General features: G+C 65.0%; 20 protein-coding genes. 9 read left to right on the top strand and 11 right to left on the bottom strand.

Translation table 11 applies throughout. The annotated features are described in order from the left end of the window. The first annotated feature begins 137 nt into the window (after positions 1-137). From rpiA to gor, 3 genes are all read left to right on the top strand, one after another. Positions 138-857, top strand: coding sequence for a ribose-5-phosphate isomerase RpiA (rpiA, locus tag NLM25_RS19175; RefSeq protein WP_254137976.1), 720 nt, complete (start codon positions 138-140; stop codon positions 855-857). Then, entirely contained in the window at positions 854-1,396 is a 543-nt protein-coding gene (locus NLM25_RS19180) for a DUF2059 domain-containing protein (protein ID WP_254118405.1), read from the top strand. The genes rpiA and NLM25_RS19180 overlap by 4 nt, the downstream gene beginning before the upstream one ends. Before the next feature lie 130 nt (positions 1,397-1,526). After that, complete coding sequence (gor, locus tag NLM25_RS19185; RefSeq protein ID WP_254137977.1) at positions 1,527-2,915, top strand: glutathione-disulfide reductase; 1,389 nt, start codon at positions 1,527-1,529, stop codon at positions 2,913-2,915. A gap of 3 nt (positions 2,916-2,918) precedes the next feature. Here the strand turns inward: gor and NLM25_RS19190 are convergent, their stop codons facing one another. From NLM25_RS19190 to NLM25_RS19205, 4 genes are all read right to left on the bottom strand, one after another. After that, on the bottom strand, positions 2,919-4,058 hold the full coding sequence (locus NLM25_RS19190) for a glucuronate isomerase (RefSeq protein WP_254137978.1): 1,140 nt from the start codon (positions 4,056-4,058) through the stop codon (positions 2,919-2,921). 343 nt (positions 4,059-4,401) lie between these two features. Next, positions 4,402-4,587: a hypothetical protein gene (locus tag NLM25_RS19195; RefSeq protein WP_254118408.1), complete on the bottom strand. Its 186-nt coding sequence runs from the start codon at positions 4,585-4,587 to the stop codon at positions 4,402-4,404. A 64-nt stretch (positions 4,588-4,651) separates the two neighbouring features. Continuing rightward, entirely contained in the window at positions 4,652-5,896 is a 1,245-nt protein-coding gene (locus NLM25_RS19200; protein WP_254137979.1) for a carboxylate-amine ligase, read from the bottom strand. 20 nt (positions 5,897-5,916) lie between these two features. Further along, positions 5,917-6,744, bottom strand: coding sequence for a class II glutamine amidotransferase (locus tag NLM25_RS19205; protein ID WP_254137980.1), 828 nt, complete (start codon positions 6,742-6,744; stop codon positions 5,917-5,919). A 202-nt stretch (positions 6,745-6,946) separates the two neighbouring features. Between NLM25_RS19205 and nhaA the strand changes: the two genes are divergently transcribed. After that, entirely contained in the window at positions 6,947-8,182 is a 1,236-nt protein-coding gene (gene nhaA / locus NLM25_RS19210; protein WP_254137981.1) for a Na+/H+ antiporter NhaA, read from the top strand. Here the strand turns inward: nhaA and NLM25_RS19215 are convergent. The 4 genes from NLM25_RS19215 to NLM25_RS19230 form a co-directional block, all read right to left on the bottom strand. Continuing rightward, positions 8,179-8,808: an FMN-binding negative transcriptional regulator gene (locus tag NLM25_RS19215; RefSeq protein WP_254137982.1), complete on the bottom strand. Its 630-nt coding sequence runs from the start codon at positions 8,806-8,808 to the stop codon at positions 8,179-8,181. The two genes, nhaA and NLM25_RS19215, sit on opposite strands and share 4 nt — an antisense overlap. Positions 8,809-8,882: 74 nt before the next feature. Then, a complete protein-coding gene (locus tag NLM25_RS19220; protein ID WP_254137983.1) occupies positions 8,883-10,349 on the bottom strand; it encodes a PLP-dependent aminotransferase family protein in 1,467 nt (488 codons plus the stop codon). Between the two features lie 42 nt (positions 10,350-10,391). Then, positions 10,392-10,988, bottom strand: coding sequence for a redoxin domain-containing protein (locus NLM25_RS19225; RefSeq protein ID WP_254137984.1), 597 nt, complete (start codon positions 10,986-10,988; stop codon positions 10,392-10,394). Positions 10,989-11,035: 47 nt separating this feature from the next. After that, a complete protein-coding gene (locus NLM25_RS19230; RefSeq protein ID WP_254137985.1) occupies positions 11,036-12,796 on the bottom strand; it encodes an MOSC and FAD-binding oxidoreductase domain-containing protein in 1,761 nt (586 codons plus the stop codon). A 174-nt stretch (positions 12,797-12,970) separates the two neighbouring features. Between NLM25_RS19230 and NLM25_RS19235 the strand changes: the two genes are divergently transcribed. The 5 genes from NLM25_RS19235 to NLM25_RS19255 all read left to right on the top strand — a co-directional run bounded on the left by NLM25_RS19235 (position 12,971) and on the right by NLM25_RS19255 (position 15,802). Beyond that, positions 12,971-13,348, top strand: a complete 378-nt coding sequence (locus NLM25_RS19235; protein ID WP_254118416.1) for a nuclear transport factor 2 family protein — start codon at positions 12,971-12,973, stop codon at positions 13,346-13,348. Positions 13,349-13,710: 362 nt separating this feature from the next. After that, positions 13,711-14,184, top strand: coding sequence for a TerB family tellurite resistance protein (locus tag NLM25_RS19240; protein WP_254137986.1), 474 nt, complete (start codon positions 13,711-13,713; stop codon positions 14,182-14,184). Between the two features lie 2 nt (positions 14,185-14,186). Further along, positions 14,187-14,549: a hypothetical protein gene (locus tag NLM25_RS19245; RefSeq protein WP_254118418.1), complete on the top strand. Its 363-nt coding sequence runs from the start codon at positions 14,187-14,189 to the stop codon at positions 14,547-14,549. After that, complete coding sequence (locus NLM25_RS19250) at positions 14,546-15,184, top strand: TerC family protein (protein WP_254118419.1); 639 nt, start codon at positions 14,546-14,548, stop codon at positions 15,182-15,184. The genes NLM25_RS19245 and NLM25_RS19250 overlap by 4 nt, the downstream gene beginning before the upstream one ends. 33 nt (positions 15,185-15,217) lie before the next feature. Next, on the top strand, positions 15,218-15,802 hold the full coding sequence (locus NLM25_RS19255; protein ID WP_254137987.1) for a TIGR00645 family protein: 585 nt from the start codon (positions 15,218-15,220) through the stop codon (positions 15,800-15,802). A 16-nt stretch (positions 15,803-15,818) separates the two neighbouring features. On the opposite strand, the gene NLM25_RS19260 is transcribed toward NLM25_RS19255, so the two are convergent. The 3 genes from NLM25_RS19260 to NLM25_RS19270 form a co-directional block, all read right to left on the bottom strand. Further along, a complete protein-coding gene (locus tag NLM25_RS19260) occupies positions 15,819-16,787 on the bottom strand; it encodes a helix-turn-helix domain-containing protein (protein ID WP_254137988.1) in 969 nt (322 codons plus the stop codon). A gap of 236 nt (positions 16,788-17,023) precedes the next feature. Continuing rightward, positions 17,024-17,584, bottom strand: a complete 561-nt coding sequence (locus NLM25_RS19265) for a DUF2478 domain-containing protein (RefSeq protein WP_254137989.1) — start codon at positions 17,582-17,584, stop codon at positions 17,024-17,026. A gap of 67 nt (positions 17,585-17,651) precedes the next feature. Continuing rightward, positions 17,652-19,061, bottom strand: coding sequence for an aldehyde dehydrogenase family protein (locus NLM25_RS19270; RefSeq protein ID WP_254137990.1), 1,410 nt, complete (start codon positions 19,059-19,061; stop codon positions 17,652-17,654). Between the last annotated feature and the right edge of the window lie 56 nt (positions 19,062-19,117).

A 19,117-nucleotide genomic window follows, 5' to 3' on the forward strand; every position in this document is an offset into this window, starting at 1 on the left:
TCGGCGCAAGGGTGGAAGCCATAAGTTCACCTTATAAGATCGGCCCAGAGGCCTGTTCCGACGGGAAAAACGAGGCTACATAGGCCGCCGCAAGCGGCCAATACCGGCGGCACTCTTAATTCAGAGGCGGGCGCATCGTGAACATGGACCAGTTGAAGCGGCAGGCTGCGGCGCGCGCCCTTGAGGACGTCCGGGACGGCATGCGGCTCGGGCTCGGTACCGGCTCGACCGCAAAGCATTTCGTCGAGCTGCTCGGCGAGCGCGTCGCCGCCGGGCTCAAGGTGATCGGCGTGCCGACCTCGGAGGCGACGCGCCTCGATGCGCTGCGCTGCGGCGTGCCGCTGACCACGCTCGACGAGATCGACCATCTCGACCTCACCGTCGATGGCGCCGACGAGATCGATCCCGATTTCAACCTGATCAAGGGTGGCGGCGGTGCGCTGCTGCGCGAGAAGATCGTGGCGGCCGCCTCGGATCGCATGATCGTGATTGCCGACGACAGCAAATGGGTGCCGACGCTCGGCAAGTTTCCCCTGCCGGTCGAGGTCATCCCGTTCGGGCTTGGCGCGACGCGCCGCGCGATCGAGAAGGCATTTGCCGAATGTGGCGTTTCCGGGCAAATGGCGGTCCGCAAGGCCAAGGATGGCCACGTTTTCGTCACCGATGGCGGCCACTGGATCGTCGATGCCCAGCTCGGATGCATCAAGGATCCGCCCAGCCTCGCCAAGGCGCTGAGCGCGATCCCCGGCGTGGTCGAGCATGGGTTGTTCATCGGCTTGGCCAGCTCGGCCGTTTTGGCGGGCGGCGAGGGAATTCGCGTGATTGAACGGCGCAAGCCGAAAGGAGACCTGGAATGAAGAGCGTTTTGAAATTGTTGCCGGCCGTGACCCTCGCTGCGGGATTGGCCTTCCCGGCCATGGCGCAGCAGCCGGCTCCGGCTCAGCCCAAGGCCGCAGCGGCTCCGGCCCAGCCGAAGGCCACGCCGGCGGCGATCGCGGCGGCCAAGGAAATTCTGCAGATCAAGAACGCCGGTGCGATGTACGCTGGTGCCGTGCCGGGCCTCGTCGAAAAGACCAAGATCGCGCTGATCCAGCAGAACCTGAACTACCAGAAGGACCTCAACGAGGTCGCCGGGGTCGTTGCTCAGCAGCTCAGCGGGCGCCAGAACGAGATCGGCGAAGGCATGGCGCAGGTCTATGCCAGCGAGTTCACCGAGCAGGAGCTGAAGGATCTCGTCACCTTCTACAAGTCGCCGCTGGGCAAGAAGCTGATCGACGCCGAGCCGCGCGCCATCGGCCTGAGCATGGCCTTCATGAACTCCTGGGCCCAGAACTTCTCCGAGACCGTGATGGGTGCCTTCCGCGCCGAGATGCGCAAGCGTGGCAAGGAAATCTGACAGACACTATCTGATCGGAGATCCCCTGAAGCGCGGCATCGCGCTTCAGGCTGTTATTTTGAGCATGATCTGTCCGGAAAACCGCTTCACACTTTCCCGGATCATGCTCTGAAAGGGGTCGGAGTGGACAATGGCTGAATTCGACGTCGACCTCTTTGTCATCGGTGGCGGTTCGGGCGGCGTGCGTGCCGCCCGCATCGCGGCCGGGTACGGCGCCCGCGTGATGATCGCGGAAGAGTACCGCATGGGCGGCACCTGCGTGATCCGCGGCTGCGTGCCGAAGAAGCTGTTCGTGATCGGATCGCATTTCCGTCACGAGCTCGAGGACGCCGCCGGCTTCGGCTGGTCCGTTCCGCCCGCCAGCTTCGACTGGCCGACGCTGATCGCCAACAAGGACAAGGAGATCGCCCGGCTGGAGGCGGCCTACACGGCCAATGTCGAGAAATCAGGCGCGCAGATCGTCAAGAGCCGCGCGGTGATCGAGGACAAGCACACCGTCCGCCTGCTCGAAAACGACCGGAAGATCACTGCCAAATACATCCTGATCGCGACCGGCGGCGCGCCCAATCACGGCGCCTCGATCCCCGGCATCGAGCACGTCATCTCGTCCAACGAGGCGTTTCACCTGAAGAAGCTGCCGAAGCGGATCGTGATCCAGGGCGGCGGCTATATCGCGCTGGAATTCGCCGGCATCTTCGCCGGGTTCGGCTCCGACGTCACCGTGGTCTATCGCGGCGACAACATCCTGCGCGGGTTCGACGAGGACGTCCGCGCCCATGTCCGCAGCGAGATGGAGAAGCAGGGCATCACCATCCTCACCGGCTGCACGGTGGCCAAGGTCGATCGCCACGGCGAGGAATTCACCACGCATCTGTCGAACGGCTCGAGCCTCGCGTCCGACCAGGTGATGTTCGCGATCGGCCGCCACCCGTCCGTCGCCAATCTCGGCCTGGAGAAGGCCGGCGTCGCCATCAATCCGAAGAATGGCGGCATTGCGGTCGACCATTTCTCGAAGAGCTCGGTCGACAGCATCTATGCGATCGGCGACGTCACCCATCGCTTCAACCTGACCCCGGTCGCGATCCGCGAGGGCCATGCCTTCGCCGACACCGTGTTCGGCAAGCGCGAGGTGCAGGTCGATCATTCCTACATTCCGACCGCGGTGTTCTCGCAGCCGGAGGTCGGCACGGTTGGTTTGACGGAAACCGAGGCGCGCGCGCAATTCAGCCACGTCGACATCTACAAGACGACGTTCCGCCCGATCAAGGCGACGATGTCCGGCCGCGACACCCGCGTGCTGATGAAGCTGGTCGTCGACGGCTCGACCGACCGCGTGCTGGGCTGCCACATCGTCGGCGATTGCGCCGCCGAGGTCACCCAGGTGGTCGCGATCGCGGTGAAGATGAAGGCGACCAAGGCGGATTTCGACGCCACCATCGCGCTGCATCCAACCGCAGCCGAAGAGCTCGTCACCATGCGCACCCCAACCGCGCGCCACGTGCGTCAGGCGGCGGAGTAGCGTTTAGCCGTACAGATATCCAACCGGCTTGCCTTCGGTGCGCAGGGGACGGACGTCCTTGTGCGTGATGATCTGACCGGCGAGGCCGTCGATCTCGTCGCGCTGTGTCGGCGTCCAGCTGCGCAGATCGTTCATGCCCTTCAGCAGGCCGAGCCGGAGCACTTGCGTGTTCTCACCGATGCCGGTGAGGCTGATCGCGTTCTTGCCTGCCGTCACGACGTCACCAGCCGCGAGCTCAAAGGTCTCGCCGGTTGTTTTCTTGAATTCAGCCGTGCCGCGAATGACGCGGTAGATCGCGACCTCGCCCTTGGCCAAGCAGGCGGCGTCCGCGGCTGCCGACGTGCTCTTCGGCAGCAGTGACTGGCCACGCGGGTCGGTTGCGATGATGTGGCCGGTGACGAGGTGACCGCTCGGAATCTCGATGCCGATATCGCGCACGTAGACCGGCATGGCCGATTTGACCGGACTGTCGGCGAGCGGCCTGAACAGTGCATCCAGCGCCAAGGGATCCTGCAGCCAGAAGCCGGCATCGGCCGGGCGGTCGTGCAGCGGATGGCTCCAGGCCACGCGCGGCGTCTCGGCTTCGTTGATCTGGTCCGGGCCAACGATGGTCGGGTTCGGAAACGTGGTGGGATCGGTGACAAAGGCTTCGAGGAATTTGCCCGAATAGCCCATGGAGATCGGATCGGGGACGACCGTCTGCGGCGTCTTCAGGTTCTCTTCGGTCGACAGGCCCGACCAGGTGTAGAACAGCTGGCGATGGACGATCGCGCTTTGCAGCATCACCGCGCCGGGGCCGACATTGTAGAAGCGTCCGTCGTAGTCGAAAGTGAACGCGCCCGAGGTGACCAGCACGAGCTGAAAGCCGCCCGGCGGCAGATGCAGATGGAAGTCGGTCGGGCCCGTGTCCGGACGGTAGATCGGAAGGTTGGTCGCGACTTCGTGCAGGAGGAAGGTCTCGTTGTTGGCGTGGAAGCCTTCGCTCGCGCGGTTGTAAAGGGCTTGCGGCCGGTATGTCGCCTCGAACTTCGCATTCCTGTCGCGATCGATCGCGACGAAATCCTGATCATTGAGGCGAAGGGGCGCGCCGTTCGGGCGGGTGAGGCCGGTGAATTTGAGATCGCCCGCAGCATGCACGTTCATGGCATCCTCCGATTTTGAGGCCGGTCATCCCGGAGCCGGGCGCACGCGTCTTGCTGCTCCACTTGGTGAGAGGGCAGGGAATCAGGCCTGAGCCTGTCTTGCGAATTCTGGGCCAGTTGGAACACGGCGCCGGCGCATGAGCGCCCGGCTCTCCGCGACGGGAAAATAATCGAGGCTCCGCCTGAGGTTAGATGAGCCGTTTCACCTGCTTGCCTGGCGTCTTCGCGCAGCCGGCAGCTGCGGTGACGAGACGTGTCTTGTCTAATTTGGCGGCAAGTCCCGGCGTCGCGGTGCAGCCCGTCGCACCGCCGGGACCGCGGAACGCATCGGGCTTCGCCGAAGTTCAGTCAAACGACCGAAGCGTGGTGCGCTCGGGCTTGCCGGAGGGGCTGTCCGCCCACTTCGCCATGTCCACCGTCCGGGCGTCGATGCTCTCGCACCAGAGGCAGCTGAGCTCTGTCGAACCCTTCCTGGTCAGGATGGGGACCAAGCCATGGCCGCAGCCGGTGCAACAGGTGGTGTTGGTCATGCTTTTCCTCAGCGCCTCAGCAAGTTTGGGAACGCACTTATCGTTCCCAAAGCTTGTGTGGACGCTATGTCGGTGCAGAAGCACTGCGCCCGATCGGAGCGCTGGTTCCGGATATCGTCGATGTAGCGATCCATCGTGACACGGATGCGATGTCGCTGCCGTTTTCGCGGTAGGCGCGAAGCTGGAATTCGGCGGAGCTGCCGCGCTCCACGATCGTGCGGCAGTGCTCGACCTCGGCGGCGCAATTCAGGGCAGCCGCGTCCTCGGCGACATCGTCGATCACACGGGTGAGCAGCTCCGAGATCGTAACTGGCCCGTCCCGGGAGGCAAAAATGCAATCGGTGCCGTAGCGCTGCGCGCGCCATTTGTTCTCGACCGCAATCGCGCGTTCGACGACCGTGACCTGCTTCGACAGATGCGGCCGCTGATAGAGATGCCGTGTCAGGCAGCGATAGAGGGATGCGATCGCAACGGCGTCGTCGACGAAGGTGCAGGTGTCGGGCGCGCGAAGCTCGAGGGTCGGGTGCTTCATGGACGGCCGCATCGCCCACCAGATATGGCTTTCATCGGGAATCACGCCGGAGCGTTGCAGCGCGCCGACATATTCGTCGTAGTCGTACCTGCTTTCGAACAGTTCGGGCAAGCCGGTGCGCGGCAGCTCGGAATAGGCGGCAAGCCGGTAGCCCTTCAGGCCCGTCTTGTGGGAATTCCAGAACGGGGAGGAGGCCGACAGTGCGATGAACAGCGGCAGATGCGGCAGCATCACCCGCATCACCTCCACGCGCTTCCCGGGATCGGGCAGCTGGACGTGCACATGCATGCCGCACATCATGTTGCGGTGGCCGATGCTGCGCAGATCCTCGATCATCTCCTCGTAGCGCGGCTTCGGGCTCGGCTGCGACATGCGCCAGACGGCGGTCGGGTGCGTGCCGCAGGCCATGATGACGTAGCCGTATTGCGCGGCGACGTTGGCGACCTCGCGGCGGAGGAACCGCAGCTCTTCCCGCGCGTCATTGACATCGACGTGAACGTTGGTGGCGACCTCGAGCTGGGATTGCAGCATCTCCCGCATCGCCTGGCCGCCGGTGGACCAGTTCACCGACTCGAACAGCGCATTGGGCGTTTCGATGGCGACCTCGAAGCTGCGGCGATCGGCGAGGAAGTATTCCTCCTCGATGCCGAAGGAATAGTCGGCCGCCTTGCCGCGTCCACCGGCAGAGCGAATGACGAGGTGCTGCTTGTCACCGGAGGAATCGAGGCGCAGCAGTTTCAAGACGTCTGAAGCGAATGTCTCTGAGGCAAACGTCATGGGGCCACCCGGCAGTGGTATTACCTGCGGGCAATAATCCGTCTGACGGGGGCGGGTTCCGCCTCGGACCCGGAAATTGCAAGGTCAAAAGGAACAATCTTCACGTTTTCGGACGCCCGCGCGACCAGGGCGTGATTCGGCGGCACTTCCGTCCAGTCCGTTTCCTTGTCGAACGGCTCGGACACGACGACGACCTGGCCGCCGCCGGCCTCGCGATAATAGAGCGTGTTGGCGGCATCGTTGACCGCGACGCGAAACGCATAGAGATCCCTGCCGTTTGCGACCGCGCTGGTGAAGCGCAGCCGCTCGCGAAGCTCGCCCTCGTTGACGAGGCCGACCAGCGATTGCAGCACGGCTTGCGTTGCTCGAAGCGGATCGCTGTCGAGCCCTGCACCCATCATGGCGAGGAACACGGCCTCCGAATCGGTCGTGCCCAGCCGCGAGGGATAATAAGCGTCGGGGATCAGCGCCTCGACCTTGCGCCGCAGCCGATTCCAGCTACCGACGAAGCCGTTGTGCATGAACATCCACTGGCCGCAGGCGAAGGGATGACAATTCTGCCGCGTCACCGCCGTGCCGGTGGCTGCGCGCACGTGGGCGAAGAACAGATGCGAGCGCAGATGGCGGCAGAGGTAGCGCAGGTTCTCGTCCGACCAGGCCGGCCGCGTTTCGCGATAGAGGCCGGGCTCCGGGTGCTCGCCATACCAGCCAAGACCAAAGCCGTCGCCATTCGAGCCGGCCGTCGACTGAAGCGAGCGGATGCTCTGCGCGATCAGCGAATGCTCGGGCTCGGTGACATAAGGTTCGAACGAGGTGGTCTCGCCCCGGTATGCGATCCAGCGGCACATGAGGTTCCCGTGCGGCAAAGTGTCGTGAGGTCCACCAACAATCCTCGACGCCTCGGAGTTCCAGCCGCTCGGTGGAAGCAGATGCGCGCGGAGCAGGGTTGCCTTCATCCCATCGCGGTGTAGAACGGCGTTCGGGTGCTCGCTGCACAGGGCAGCGTCAGGTCAAGCGATGGTCGGGCCGCCACGCGGATGGCGTGCGCCCATGAACGATCAGCTGCCCGGCAGGGACCTGTCCAGAACCAAACCTCTCATTGCGCGAGCGCTCACCACGCTCCAGCAGTTTCTGCATGTCGAGGCCGTCAGCGGTGTCGTGCTGTTGGTCGCCGCGGCCGCCGCCTTGCTGTGGGCCAACTCGCCTTTTGCCCATTCCTATCACGATCTCTGGAACCTGCCGGTCCCTCTGCGCCTCGGCGATTTCGTCTTTGTTAGATCGCTGCATTTCTGGATCAACGACGCGCTGATGACGGTGTTCTTTCTCGTCGTCGGCTTGGAGATCCGCCGCGAGAGTCACGAGGGCGCACTTAGCAGGTTCGATCAGGCCATTCTGCCCGTGCTGGCGGCGTGCGGCGGCGTGGTCGTTCCTGCGCTGATCTATCTGAGCTTCAACGCCGCGGCGGGGCGCGACCAGGGCTGGGCCATACCGACCGCGACCGACATCGCGTTCGCCGTCGGCGTGCTCGCGCTGCTCGGAAAATCAATTCCCGGCAACATCAGGGTCTTCCTGCTGGCGCTGGCGATCATCGACGACATCATCGCGGTGCTCATCATCGCACTGTTCTATGCCGGCGGCCTCGATCCCGGCGGCTTTGCCGTTGCAGCCTTCGGCGTTCTCATGGCGTTCGGCTTTCAGCGATGCGGTTTCGCATCCGCCTATGCCTATGTCGTGCCGGCGTTCATCGTCTGGGCGGGCTTCCTCATGGCGGGGGTCCATCCGACGCTGGCAGGCGTCGTGCTCGGCCTGATCACACCGGTGCGATCGGCAGATCCCGAGATCGTGCCGCCCGTCATCCGCGTGGAGACGGCGCTGCATCCCTGGGTCGCCTACGGAATCATGCCGATCTTCGCGCTGGCGAATGCGGGCGTCAGCTTCAAAGGCATGGACCTCGCCGGTGGGGCACAATTCGTGACGCTTGGCGTCGCGCTGGCGCTATGTGTCGGGAAGCCGATCGGTGTGATCGGTGCAACGTGGCTCGCGGTGCGCACAGGCTGGTGCCGTCTGGCGCCCGGCGTGTCATGGGGCGGCATCTGCCTCATCGGGCTCTTGGCCGGCATCGGCTTCACCATGTCGATCTTCATCGCCATGCTCGCCTTCACCGACGACAGGCTGCTGGATGCAGCCAAGCTCGGCGTGCTGTTCGGTTCGTTGATCTCCGTGACGCTCGGCCTTGGTTGGGGCGCGGAATACGCCCAGCGCCGGCGCAGGGAGATCGGAGATTAGACCGGAAGCGGGATCAGGGGCGCGACCTCGCGGTCCTGCGCATTCTCGCTCGCGGCGAGACCTGCTGCGACGCCGATGCGATCGGCTTCGGGGCGGTTCTGGCTCATCTTGCGCTTGCCCTCGAACCGTACCACCGGAATGCGTACGCCCACGATGCCGCGCAATTGCGCGGCGATGAAGTCTGCGGGAGCATCGGTGACGGCCCAGGGTTTCGCGCGCGCTCCCTCGTGCCTGTTCGTCAGCCGCGTCACGGCGTCGAGCAGGCGCTCCGGATCCTGAAAGAATTCGACGGGGCCGTAGGCGTGCACGGCGACATAATTCCAGGTGGGCACGACCTTTTCCGTCTCTTGCTTGGTCGCGTACCAGGACGGCGTCACATAGGCGTCGGGACCGTTGAAGATCGCCAGCGCGTCGCCGATCGGCGGCAGTTTCCATTGCGGGTTGGCCTTCGCGATATGCCCGTACAACACGCCGTGCTCGCCTTCACTCTGGTCGAGGAAGAGCGGCAGGGGGGTGGCGATCGGACCTTCGGCGGTGGCCGTTACCAGGCTGGCGAGGCGGGCACTGCGGATGGTCGTCCGGATGCTCTCGATGTCGTCGTCTTTGAAGGCGGGCGGGATGTACATGGCTTATCTCCAGCGTCAGTGCGGAGATAACGCGAATCTGGACTTCTACAAACGGCCAGTTATTGCCTATTTGATCAGTCCAGTTTGTCGACGGCCTGCGCGAGAAGCCTGCAGCCGTTTTCGATCTGCGCGACCTCAAGCGCGGAATAGCCCATGACGAGGCCGACTGTCCTCCGCGTTCGGCGAGATCCGGCGAGCAGCGCGGAGACGGGATAGATGCCGACGCCCCTCGCGCGGGCCGCCTCGATCAAGGCGTCTTCACGCTTCTGCGGCAGGTGATCGAACCAGGCCACCACATGCAGGCCGGCGGCCGTGCCCTCGATCCGGACGCGATCTCCGAACCGGCGGCGAAGCGCGTCGAGCAGCGCCTGCTGGCGCTCGGCGTTGCGCCGGCGCACGCGCCTGACGTGGCTGTCATAGGCGCCGCTCTCCAGCATGGCGGCAAGGGCATGCTGTTCGATCAGCGGCGTGTGGCGGTCCATGATCTGCTTGGCGGCGGCGAACAGGGATCGCAGCGGGGCGGGCACGACCAGGTAGCCGATCCGCAAGGTCGGCGAGAGTGTCTTGGAGACGGTGCCGAGATAGATCACGTTGTCGCTGCCTTCCAGCGCATGCAGCGGCGGGATCGGCTTGGTGTCGTAGCGATACTCGCTGTCGTAGTCGTCCTCGATCACATAGGCGTCGTTCTTCCGCGCCCAGGCGAGCAATTGGTGGCGGCGGCCGATCGGCATGACGCCGCCGAGCGGATATTGATGCGACGGCGTGACATAGGCGAGGCGGGCTTCGACGCCGTCGAGCCGCGCCGTCTCCAGCCCGTCCGCGTCCACCGGGATTGGCACCGTTTCTGCGCCCGTCACCGCAAAGGTATGCCGCGCCATCTGGTAGCCGGGATCTTCCATGACGAAGCGGTCGCCGGCATCGAGCAGGAGGCGCGCGCAGATGTCGAGACCTTGCTGCGAGCCGTTCACGACGATGATCTGGTCGACCTCGCAGCGGACGCTCCTCGATCGCCACAGATAGCCCTGAAGTGCGGTCCGCAGCCGCAACGCACCGCAGGGATCGTCATAGGCCAGCCGCTCGGGCTTGCGCGCCATCGCGGCCGTCACGGCCTTCTTCCACGCCAGCACCGGGAAGTCCGACGGGGCGAGCTCGCCGTAGCGGAAATTCGCGACGAGCCCGCGCGGCGGTTCGGTCCAGCGCGGCGGGTCCGACCGCAGCTGCTCGCCGAAGGCCGACAGCCGCACCTTGCGCGCCGACGGCCGCGATGCGACGCGCGCGCGTCCGCGCTCGACGACGGCGCGGGCAACGCGCGGCCGGGCGCCGTGGCGTGTCTCGATAAAACCTTCGGCGGCGAGCTGTTCATAGGCGACGGTCACGGTCGAGCGCGCCACGCCCATCTCGCCGGCAAGCGCTCGCGACGACGGCAGCAAGCCGTCGATCCCGTACACCCGCGCCAAAATCTGATCCCTCAAGGCTTCGTAGATCTGGCGCGCGCCCGGGCGGCCGGCGCGGGGGGCGGGATTGGTCTGCATCTGGATCATCCACATTCCTGGGCCGGCGCTCGTCCGAACCGGAATGTGTTTCTAATCCTGCCCGCCGAGAGTTTCGACGTAGGCCTTGCCGTAGGGGTGAAAATATTCCTTGCGGCCCTGGTCCCAGAATGCCTTGAAGCCGGGCGCGGTGATGTCCCAATCCGGCCGGCACTTCATGCTGACCGCGCGGAGGTCGTGGCGAAGCTCTTCGACGGTCGGGCGCCCGAAGAACCAGTAGCCATTGTAGATCTTATAGACGACGAGCCGGGGCTCCAGCACGACGACGTGGGGGATCATCGGATTGTGGACGGGATCGGTGTATTCGGCGATGTCGAGATCCTTCTGAACGACGCGCCGTGAATCGGACAGGAAGGGCCAGTGCGCCCCGACGCCGCTGCGGTATTCGCTGGTCTGGGTGATGTTGTCGGTGGTGATCGTCACCATCCGGCAATAGCCGACCTCCATCTCGCGATGGAGTTGCAGCAGGCCTTCGGCCTGACGGCGATCCTTCGGACAGAAGCCGCCACGGCCGAGAACGAGCACCATCGGATCGCCTGCCTGCAGCTCGGAGAGCTTGCGGTGCTTGCCGGTGTGGTCGCTGAGCTCGTAATCCGGGAAGGTTACTCCCGGCATGATGTCAGGTCGCATTGAACTCTCCCATATCTGAGTGCCGAGTCTGGCGTGAGTGTCTGATCTCACAGATCGATCACGATGTCGCCTTGCGGCCGCGAGCAGCAGATCAGCACGTTGCCGTCCGCCGGTGCGTCGAGCGGATCCGGCGCATAGCTGACTGCGCCTGATACCAGCCCGCTCTCGCAGTTGTGGCACACCCCCGTCCGGCACGACCAGCGCACGGGAACGTCGCACGCTTCGGCCAGTTCGAGCAGGCTGCCGTATGACGGACCCCAGCAGACGTTGAGGCCGCTGCGGGCGAACGAAACCAATGGGCCCGGACCGGAGGCCCCGGCCGGCAAGTGCGCCCGCTTTGGCGGGGATGAGGCTATGCCGGGTGTCAGGGATGGTCCGGCGCCGAACAGCTCGGTGTGGATGCGATCCGGCGCGACGCCGAGTGCGGCAAGCCCGCGCGTGAGGTCGCTCATGAAATTTGCCGGTCCGCACAGATAGAAATCGCCGTCGCGCGGCACGTTCAGACTCTGGAGCAGGCGCGCGTCCAGATGCCCGATGGTATCGAAATCCACCTCGGGACGATCACCCGCGTCGGGCGCGCTGTAGCAGACATGGCTGTGATGGTGAGCCAGCCCGGCCAACAGGCCGCGCACCTCAGCGGCGAACGCATGTTCGCGGCCATTGCGGGTGCCGTGCAGCCACCAGACCTCTTGCGTCGATTGCCCCGCAGTGAGCGCGTAGAGCATCGCGAGCACCGGCGTCACGCCGATCCCCGCGCTCAGCAACACGACGGGCCGCGCACCTTGCCGCAGCACAAAGCTCCCGCGCGGTGCGCCGATCTGAACGATGTCGCCCCCCAGGAGATTGTCGGCAACATAGTTGCTCGCCGCGCCGTGCGCTTCCCGCTTGATGCTGATGCGCCATGACGCGGCATCGGAGAAGCTCGACAGCGAATAGCTGCGCGTCATCGCGGGCTTGTCGGAAGATCCGAGCCGCACGGCGACGAACTGACCGGGCAGGGCGGCGGGCACCGGATGTCCGTCCGCAGGTTCGAGGATCAGCGAGGTCACGCTGCTGCTTTCGGCGATCTTGCGCGAGACGCGAAACGGCCGGAAGCCGCGCCAGGCCGGAGCCGGGCTCGACGCCGGGCCGAGCCCGGCGTTTCCCTGTGCCGTACTCTTCGTGCGCTGCTGCTCAAGCAGCGCTTCGAAGGAGTGACGCCAGCCGTGGCTCAGCGCGGGAATCCGCAGGGCGCGCTCCAGCCCATCGCGCGGGTGAGGCGGCAAGTAGAGCAGCGCATTGATCTCGAAGATGCTCATGCGCTCGGGCCCGCTGGCGATCTGCGTGATCTCGTCGCCGGCCTCGACGTCGCCTTCCTCGATCACACGAAAATAGAAGCCGGGCCGGCCGTGCCTGACGAGCAGCGCGGCCATGTCCGGCTCCTCCATGCGGATGCCGAGCCGGTAGCAGGTGACGCGCGGCTGTGTCACCTCGAACAGGGCAGACCCGATCTTGTAACGGTCTCCGATGCAGACCTCCGTGTCGGCGAGGCCCTCGACGGTAAAATTCTCGCCGAATTGACCGTGGACGAGGGTCGATCGCCGGAGATGCTCCTGCCAGTACCGATAGGAATCCTCCTGGTAGACGAACACGGCGCGCTGCTCGCCGCCGTGACCCGCGGTATCGCCTTGGCCGTCGCCGTCAATATTGAGCCGGCGCACCCTGCGCGGACCATTGACGGGAGCCTTCCAGATACCGGTGTGGACGGTCCTGCCTTGCCAGGCGATGTCGCGCGGCAGGCCGACATTGACGGACAGCAAACGTGCCATGGGCGTTCCCCAGCATGACCGCGCGACCCGGCTAATTCCGGATCGGTGCACTGCAATCTGCATCCAGGCTGGACATTTGGCGCGTTAGTCGTTGTTAGACGTTGCGAGACGGCCTTGCCGCTGGTGGTTCGTGCTCCAATCTGAACAGCAGAAACCGCAAGACGGGAGATCGCGATGGATGATCAGGTGAAGCTGGCGGCACTCCAGCGCCATTGGCAGGCTTCGGACGCGAATGATTTCGAGGCCGAGCATGATATCTATCGCGAGGACGCAGTGCTCGACTATCCGCAGTCCGGCGAGCGCATTCATGGCCGCAGGAAGATTCAGGAAAGCCGTTTCGTGCAGCCCAACAAGAAGCGCTTTACGGTCCGGCGCATCGTCGGCGGCGGCGATCTCTGGGTGAGCGAGTTCGTGCTGACCTATGACGATGTGCCGTCCTACGTGGTCAGCATCATGGAATTCCGCGAAGGGCTGGTGGCGCACGAGACGCAATATTTCGGCGAGAGGTTCGATCCGGCGCCGTCGCGGGCGCATCTGGTGGAGCGGGCGTAGCCCGCATGAGCGAAGCGACATGCGGGGCCAATGTCCCGGATATCGCTGCGCCCATCCGGGCTACGCAACCCACAGCGCGTCACGCTTGCTTAACCAAACCGGGTGACTTGGAACCGATGCGGCGGCTGGTCGCAGTCTTGTCGGCTTGATTCCGGCGGACCCATCTTTATTTCTGGAGCGAACAAGAATCCGGGCCCCTCTGGCGAGGATGCCGACGAAGTCGGCGAACCTCGCGATGTCGGATGACCTGTCCCGCGCGAATGCGATGGATCGGCCGATCGTCGGGCCTTCTTGAGTTCCCTCCGACCCAATCGTCCCCATCGCAGCTCCGCGCGGTCATTTCGCGAGATAAGGGAGCAACGATGTCTGACGCCGTCACTTCAAACCCCATCGAAATCGAGATCACCGAACCGTCCAGCCTGAACGAGCAGGCCGCGGTGGCGCTGGTCATTGCCGGCGCGCTCGTCGCCGTCGCCGACCGGCGGGTTTCGCCGGTCGAGCGCGATGAGGTGATCCGCTTCATCAGGGATCGCGGACTGGCGCCGCACATGAGCGACGACCGGCTGTTTGCGATATTCGACGAGCTGGCGGAACGGCTCGAGGACCCCGACTTTGCCAATGTGGTGATCGACACGCTGCGTCCGGTCTCGGACCTGCCGCTGTCGGCCCATTTGATGGAACTGTCGGAGCGCGTCGCGGCTGCGGACGAGGACGTGCATCCGCATGAAGTGCAGGCGATCAAGCTATTGCGCCTGCTGACGCTGGTGCTGCCCCGCGCCAAGCCGGTCGCGCCGGGCAGCGCAGGTGCTGAACAGCGGGCCGCCGCACAGGAGTGAGCATGAGTGCAACATCGGACGAGCGTACGGTAGGAAACGGGGGCACCACCGGCCAGATGGCCGGTGGCGACCCGCGTCTCGACAAGCTCGTCCGCCGCCTGCCGCCGCGCATGGGCGACACCGTCACCTATCTGCTCAAACCGTCCAGCCGCTGGGTGAGGATCCCCTCCGGCGCGCTGCTCGTGGTGGGCGGCGTGCTGTCCTTCCTGCCGGTGCTCGGCGTCTGGATGCTGCCGCTCGGCCTCGCCCTACTTGCAGAAGACGTGCCCGCACTGCGCTCCCAGCGTTCCAAGGTCCTGGACTGGGTCGAGCGAAAAAAGCCGCAATGGCTCGATCCCTCCGCAGCCAAAAATGATCAATCATGACTGAATTCATCACCGCCGACGCGCTGTCCGCGCTGCTCCAGGTCATCCTGATCGACCTCGTGCTCGCCGGCGACAACGCCGTCGTCATCGGCCTTGCCGCCGCCGGCCTGCCGGCCGAGCAGCGCCGCCGCGCCATCATCGTCGGCATCGTCGCCGCCACTGCGCTGCGTATCGTCTTTGCCGGCGTCGCGACCCAGCTCTTGCAGGTGATCGGCCTGCTGCTCGCCGGCGGCGTGCTGTTGCTGTGGGTCTGCTGGAAGATGTGGCGCGAGCTGCGTGAGCAGTCGGCGCATTCCAGCCAGCTCGCGTTCAGCCATGGCAACGGCGCAAATGCCGCTCCGGTACCGCAGAAAACCTTCCGGCAGGCGGCGTTGCAAATCGTCGCCGCCGACGTCTCGATGTCGCTCGACAACGTGCTCGCGGTCGCGGGTGCCGCGCGCGAGCATCCCTACATCCTCGCGTTCGGACTGTTGCTGTCGGTCGCGATGATGGGCGTCGCCGCCGACCTGCTCGGCCGGGTGTTGCAGAAGCAGCGCTGGATCGCGTATGTCGGTCTCGCCATCATCGTTTACGTCGCCTTCGAGATGATCTATCGGGGCTCGCTCGAGCTCGCGCCTGTCATTGCGAGTCTCTGAGGCGACAATTCCGTCCGCAATCCGGAGTGACCAATGACGCCCGAACCCAAAGCACCTTCGGTGCACGCCGCGCCGCGATCGCAGATCGGCCCGTTCGCCCAGCTCATCTTCGGCTCGCGCTGGCTGCAAGTGCCGCTGTATGTCGGCCTGATCATCGCGCAGGGCGTCTATGTGCTGCTGTTCCTGAAGGAGCTCTGGCACCTGGTCGTGCATTCGTTCGACGCCAGCGAGCAGCAGATCATGCTGGTCGTGCTCGGGCTGATCGACGTCGTCATGATCTCGAACCTGCTGGTGATGGTGATCGTCGGCGGCTACGAGACCTTCGTCTCCCGCCTGAACTTGAGCGGCCATCCGGACGAGCCGGAGTGGCTCAGCCACGTCAATGCCAGCGTGCTCAAGATCAAGCTGGCGATGGCGATCATCGGCATCTCCTCGATCTCGCTGCTCCGGACCTTCATCGAGGCTGGCAATCTCGGCACGACGCGCAGCAATTTCACCGAGAGCGGCGTGATGTGGCAGGTGCTGATCCACCTGACCTTCATCATCTCCGCCATCGGCATCGCCTGGGTCGACCGCCTCAGCGAGAGCGGCCACCGCAAGCAGGCCGGTCATGGTTGAAGGCGAGGCCGCCCTCTCAGGCGCAGATGGCCGGATGAAACGGGCGCCGTCCGTGCGCCAATGTCTCGGACGGCGTTTCGCCGAAGGCCAGTTTGTAGCTCTTCGAGAAGTCGCCCATGTGCCAGAAGCCGTTGCCGAGCGCGGCGGCCTTCACGGTCAATCCGTCGCCGCCGGTCATCAGCTGGACGCGAACGGACCACAACCGCTTGAGGCGCAGATAGCGGTGCAGGCTCACGCCGTGCACTGCGTGCGTCGCGACCTGGAGCGTGCGCACGGACACGCCGAGCGCGGCGGCGAGGTCGTCACTGTAGAGTGGCTTGAAGCCGAACAGCGCGACGACCTCGTCGAGATGCGCGACCAGCTTGCGGTGCCTGTCGTATGAACCGGGGCGGACGGCGCGGGCGCCTGCCGGCAGCAGGGTGGCATCGAGGCCGGCGAGCAGGGTTTCCTGGATCGGGCGGTGAAGGGCCTCGAACTCCCCGGGCTCGTTGCAGGCCGAGGCCAGCGAGAACATCTCCAGGATGGCCGCGCGCAGGCGCACCATCGGATCGTCCTGCGCGCGCACATAGGCAAGGCTGGTATCGAAGTCCGCCCAGCCGCGATGGCGCATGTCCGAGTTGAAGCGCAGCATCAGATAGGTGTTGGGACGATCCTCGATCGCCTCGACCGCAGCCTTGCCGCGCATGACTGCGATCGTCGAACTGTCGACCTCATGGCCATTGGCGATGGAGTGAAAGGTGAGGGGAACGACAAGGCCGACGCCGTTGTCGGTGCCGATCTCGGCCTCATACCGCCGTGCAAAGGAGCGCTGGAGCACGAAGAGTCCGTCCCGGTGAGGGAGGATGGCACGAGACAGCGAGAATTCCCGCGGACGCAGCGGCGTGCTGGTGCCGAGACCAAGCACCTCGTTGGCGCGAAACTCGCTGAAGTCCGAGAAGCGTTCGACGCCGAGGACTCGCGATGGCTTTAGCCGACGGACCGGCATTTCGGGATCCCAGGACATGTCGGGGGGAGCGGGTTGACCCCGCAGAAAGTATCAGACGGCCGAGTATCGATCCTATTCCGGGAAAGTACTGCCCGAGCGATCGCGAGCCGTGGAGAATCGCGCGTATGAAGGCGTATGCAGAAGGCGCGGGGCAGGCATAACCGTGCGCCGCGCGTTCATGCATCAGGTCGATTGCGCCCGCCCGGCCACAGGCTGCGGCGTTGGCCGACCGTGGCCTATTTGAGGATTTCGCACACCGTAGGATGTGATGTCAGGTCAAGCTGCGCGTTGCTTGTGGAGATGTTGTTCCACCACGCCTCCAGCGCATCGCGCTCGCAGCCGAGCCGGACGCTCATGCCGCCGACGAATGTGATCCAGTCGGAGAAACGGTCGCTCGCAACCGCGATCACGACGGGAATGTCGGCGCTCAGTGCACGCTCGATCAGATAGCCCAGGCCCTTGCCGTCGCGCTCGCGCTTGCCGAAGCGGTTGATGATGACGAGATCGGCGCCGCGCGAGAGCGCGTCCGCGACGCGCTCGCCGGCATTTTGCAGCCGTGCGAGATCGAGCCGGCAGCCTTGCGCGGCCGGATCGAAATCCTGCGCCAGTAACAGTTTCTCTCCGCTGTGGAGCAGCACCGCCGACAGGCTGGAATCCGCGCATTGGCCCGCCTGAACCAGGCCGACCACGCGAACGCCGCGCGCATTCAGATCCGCCGCAAAGTTGCGCAGGACCGCATCTGGATCCTGATGCGGCTCGTAGACGAGGGCGGCGAGGTCGCATTGCGCATCGAACATGGTCCGCCTCCGTTGCTCTGAAAATAAATGGGGCCGCGGCGGTTTCGCCGCGGCCCCGGGTGTCGGATCAGGCCGCCGGCGGACCGTTGATGATCTGGAGCTGGGTGAATTCGGCGAGGCCTTCCTCGGCGAATTCGGTGCCGATGCCCGACTGCTTGGCGCCGCCGAACGGGATGTGCGGGGCCATGTCGAGGTGCTTGTTGATCCAGACCGTGCCGGACTCGAGCTGCGTCGCGACTTCGTGCGCACGTTTGATGTCGGACGACCACACCGAAGCGCCGAGGCCGTAGGTGGTGGCATTGGCGCGGCGGATCACGTCATCCTTGTCGGAATATTTGATCAGCGGCAGCACGGGACCGAACTGCTCCTCGTCGACCAGCTTTGAGCCCTCCTGGATGTCGCGCACGATGGTCGGCTCGATGAAATAACCGGGACGGTCCATCGCCGCGCCGCCGGCCACCACCTTGCCGTTCTTGTGCGCGTCCTCGAGGAACGCCTTCACCTTCTCGTACTGCATCTTGTTCTGAAGCGGCCCGAGCTTGGTGCCCTGCTTGGAGCCGTCGTCGACCACCGTGTTCTTGGCGATCGCGACCAGCTCGTTGCAGAGCTCGTCATAGACGGACTCGTGCACATAGAGCCGCTTGATGGCGAGGCAGACCTGGCCGGAATTCTGGAACGCGCCCTCGAAGATGCCGGGCGCGACCTTTTTCGGATCGACGTCGTCGAGCACGATGCCGGCATCGTTGCCGCCGAGCTCCAGCGTGATGCGCTTGAGTGTCTGCGCCGCGCTCGCCATCACCTTCTGCCCCGTGGCCGTGGAGCCGGTGAAGGAGATCTTGCGGATGTCGGGGTGCTTGGTCATCTCGCCGCCGAGATCGTTGGCGTCGGTGATGAAGTTGAGCACGCCTTTCGGCACGACATCCTTGATCAGCTCGGCAAAGCGCAACGTCGCGAGCGGCGTGGTCGGGGCGGGCTTGACCACCAGCGTGTTGCCGGCGAGCAGCGCGGAGGGAAGCTTGAAGGCGAGGATCAGGAGCGGGTAGTTCCAGGGGATGATGGCACCGACGACGCCGAGCGGGCGGCGATAGGCCTCGACCTTGCGGTCGCCGGAGTTCTCGATCACCCTCATCGGCAGTTCGAGCGAGCCGAGATAGCGGAAGAAGCCGGCCATGCCGAGCACTTCGCCGGTCGCGTCCGCCAGCGGCTTGCCTTGCTCGGAGGTGAGCAGACGCGCGAGCTCGCCCGAATTGGCCTCGATCACATCGGCCATCTTGATCACGACCTTGCGGCGGTCTTCCATCGGTGTCGCGGCCCAGGCCGGAAAGGCGGCCTTTGCCGCGGCGACGGCCGTGTCGAGCTGCGATTTCGAGGCGCGCGGGCATTGCGCCACCACCTCTTCGGTCGCGGGATTGAGAACCGGCATGGTCAGGTCGCCGGGCACCATCTTGCCGTCGATGAGAAGATTGAAGTCACTCATAGGCTTTGCGCTCCCTTGCAGAAACAGGCCATTCGGGCCTCGTTATATCGAACTAT

The sequence above is a fragment of the Bradyrhizobium sp. CCGB01 genome, from assembly GCF_024199795.1.
GTDB lineage: Bacteria > Pseudomonadota > Alphaproteobacteria > Rhizobiales > Xanthobacteraceae > Bradyrhizobium.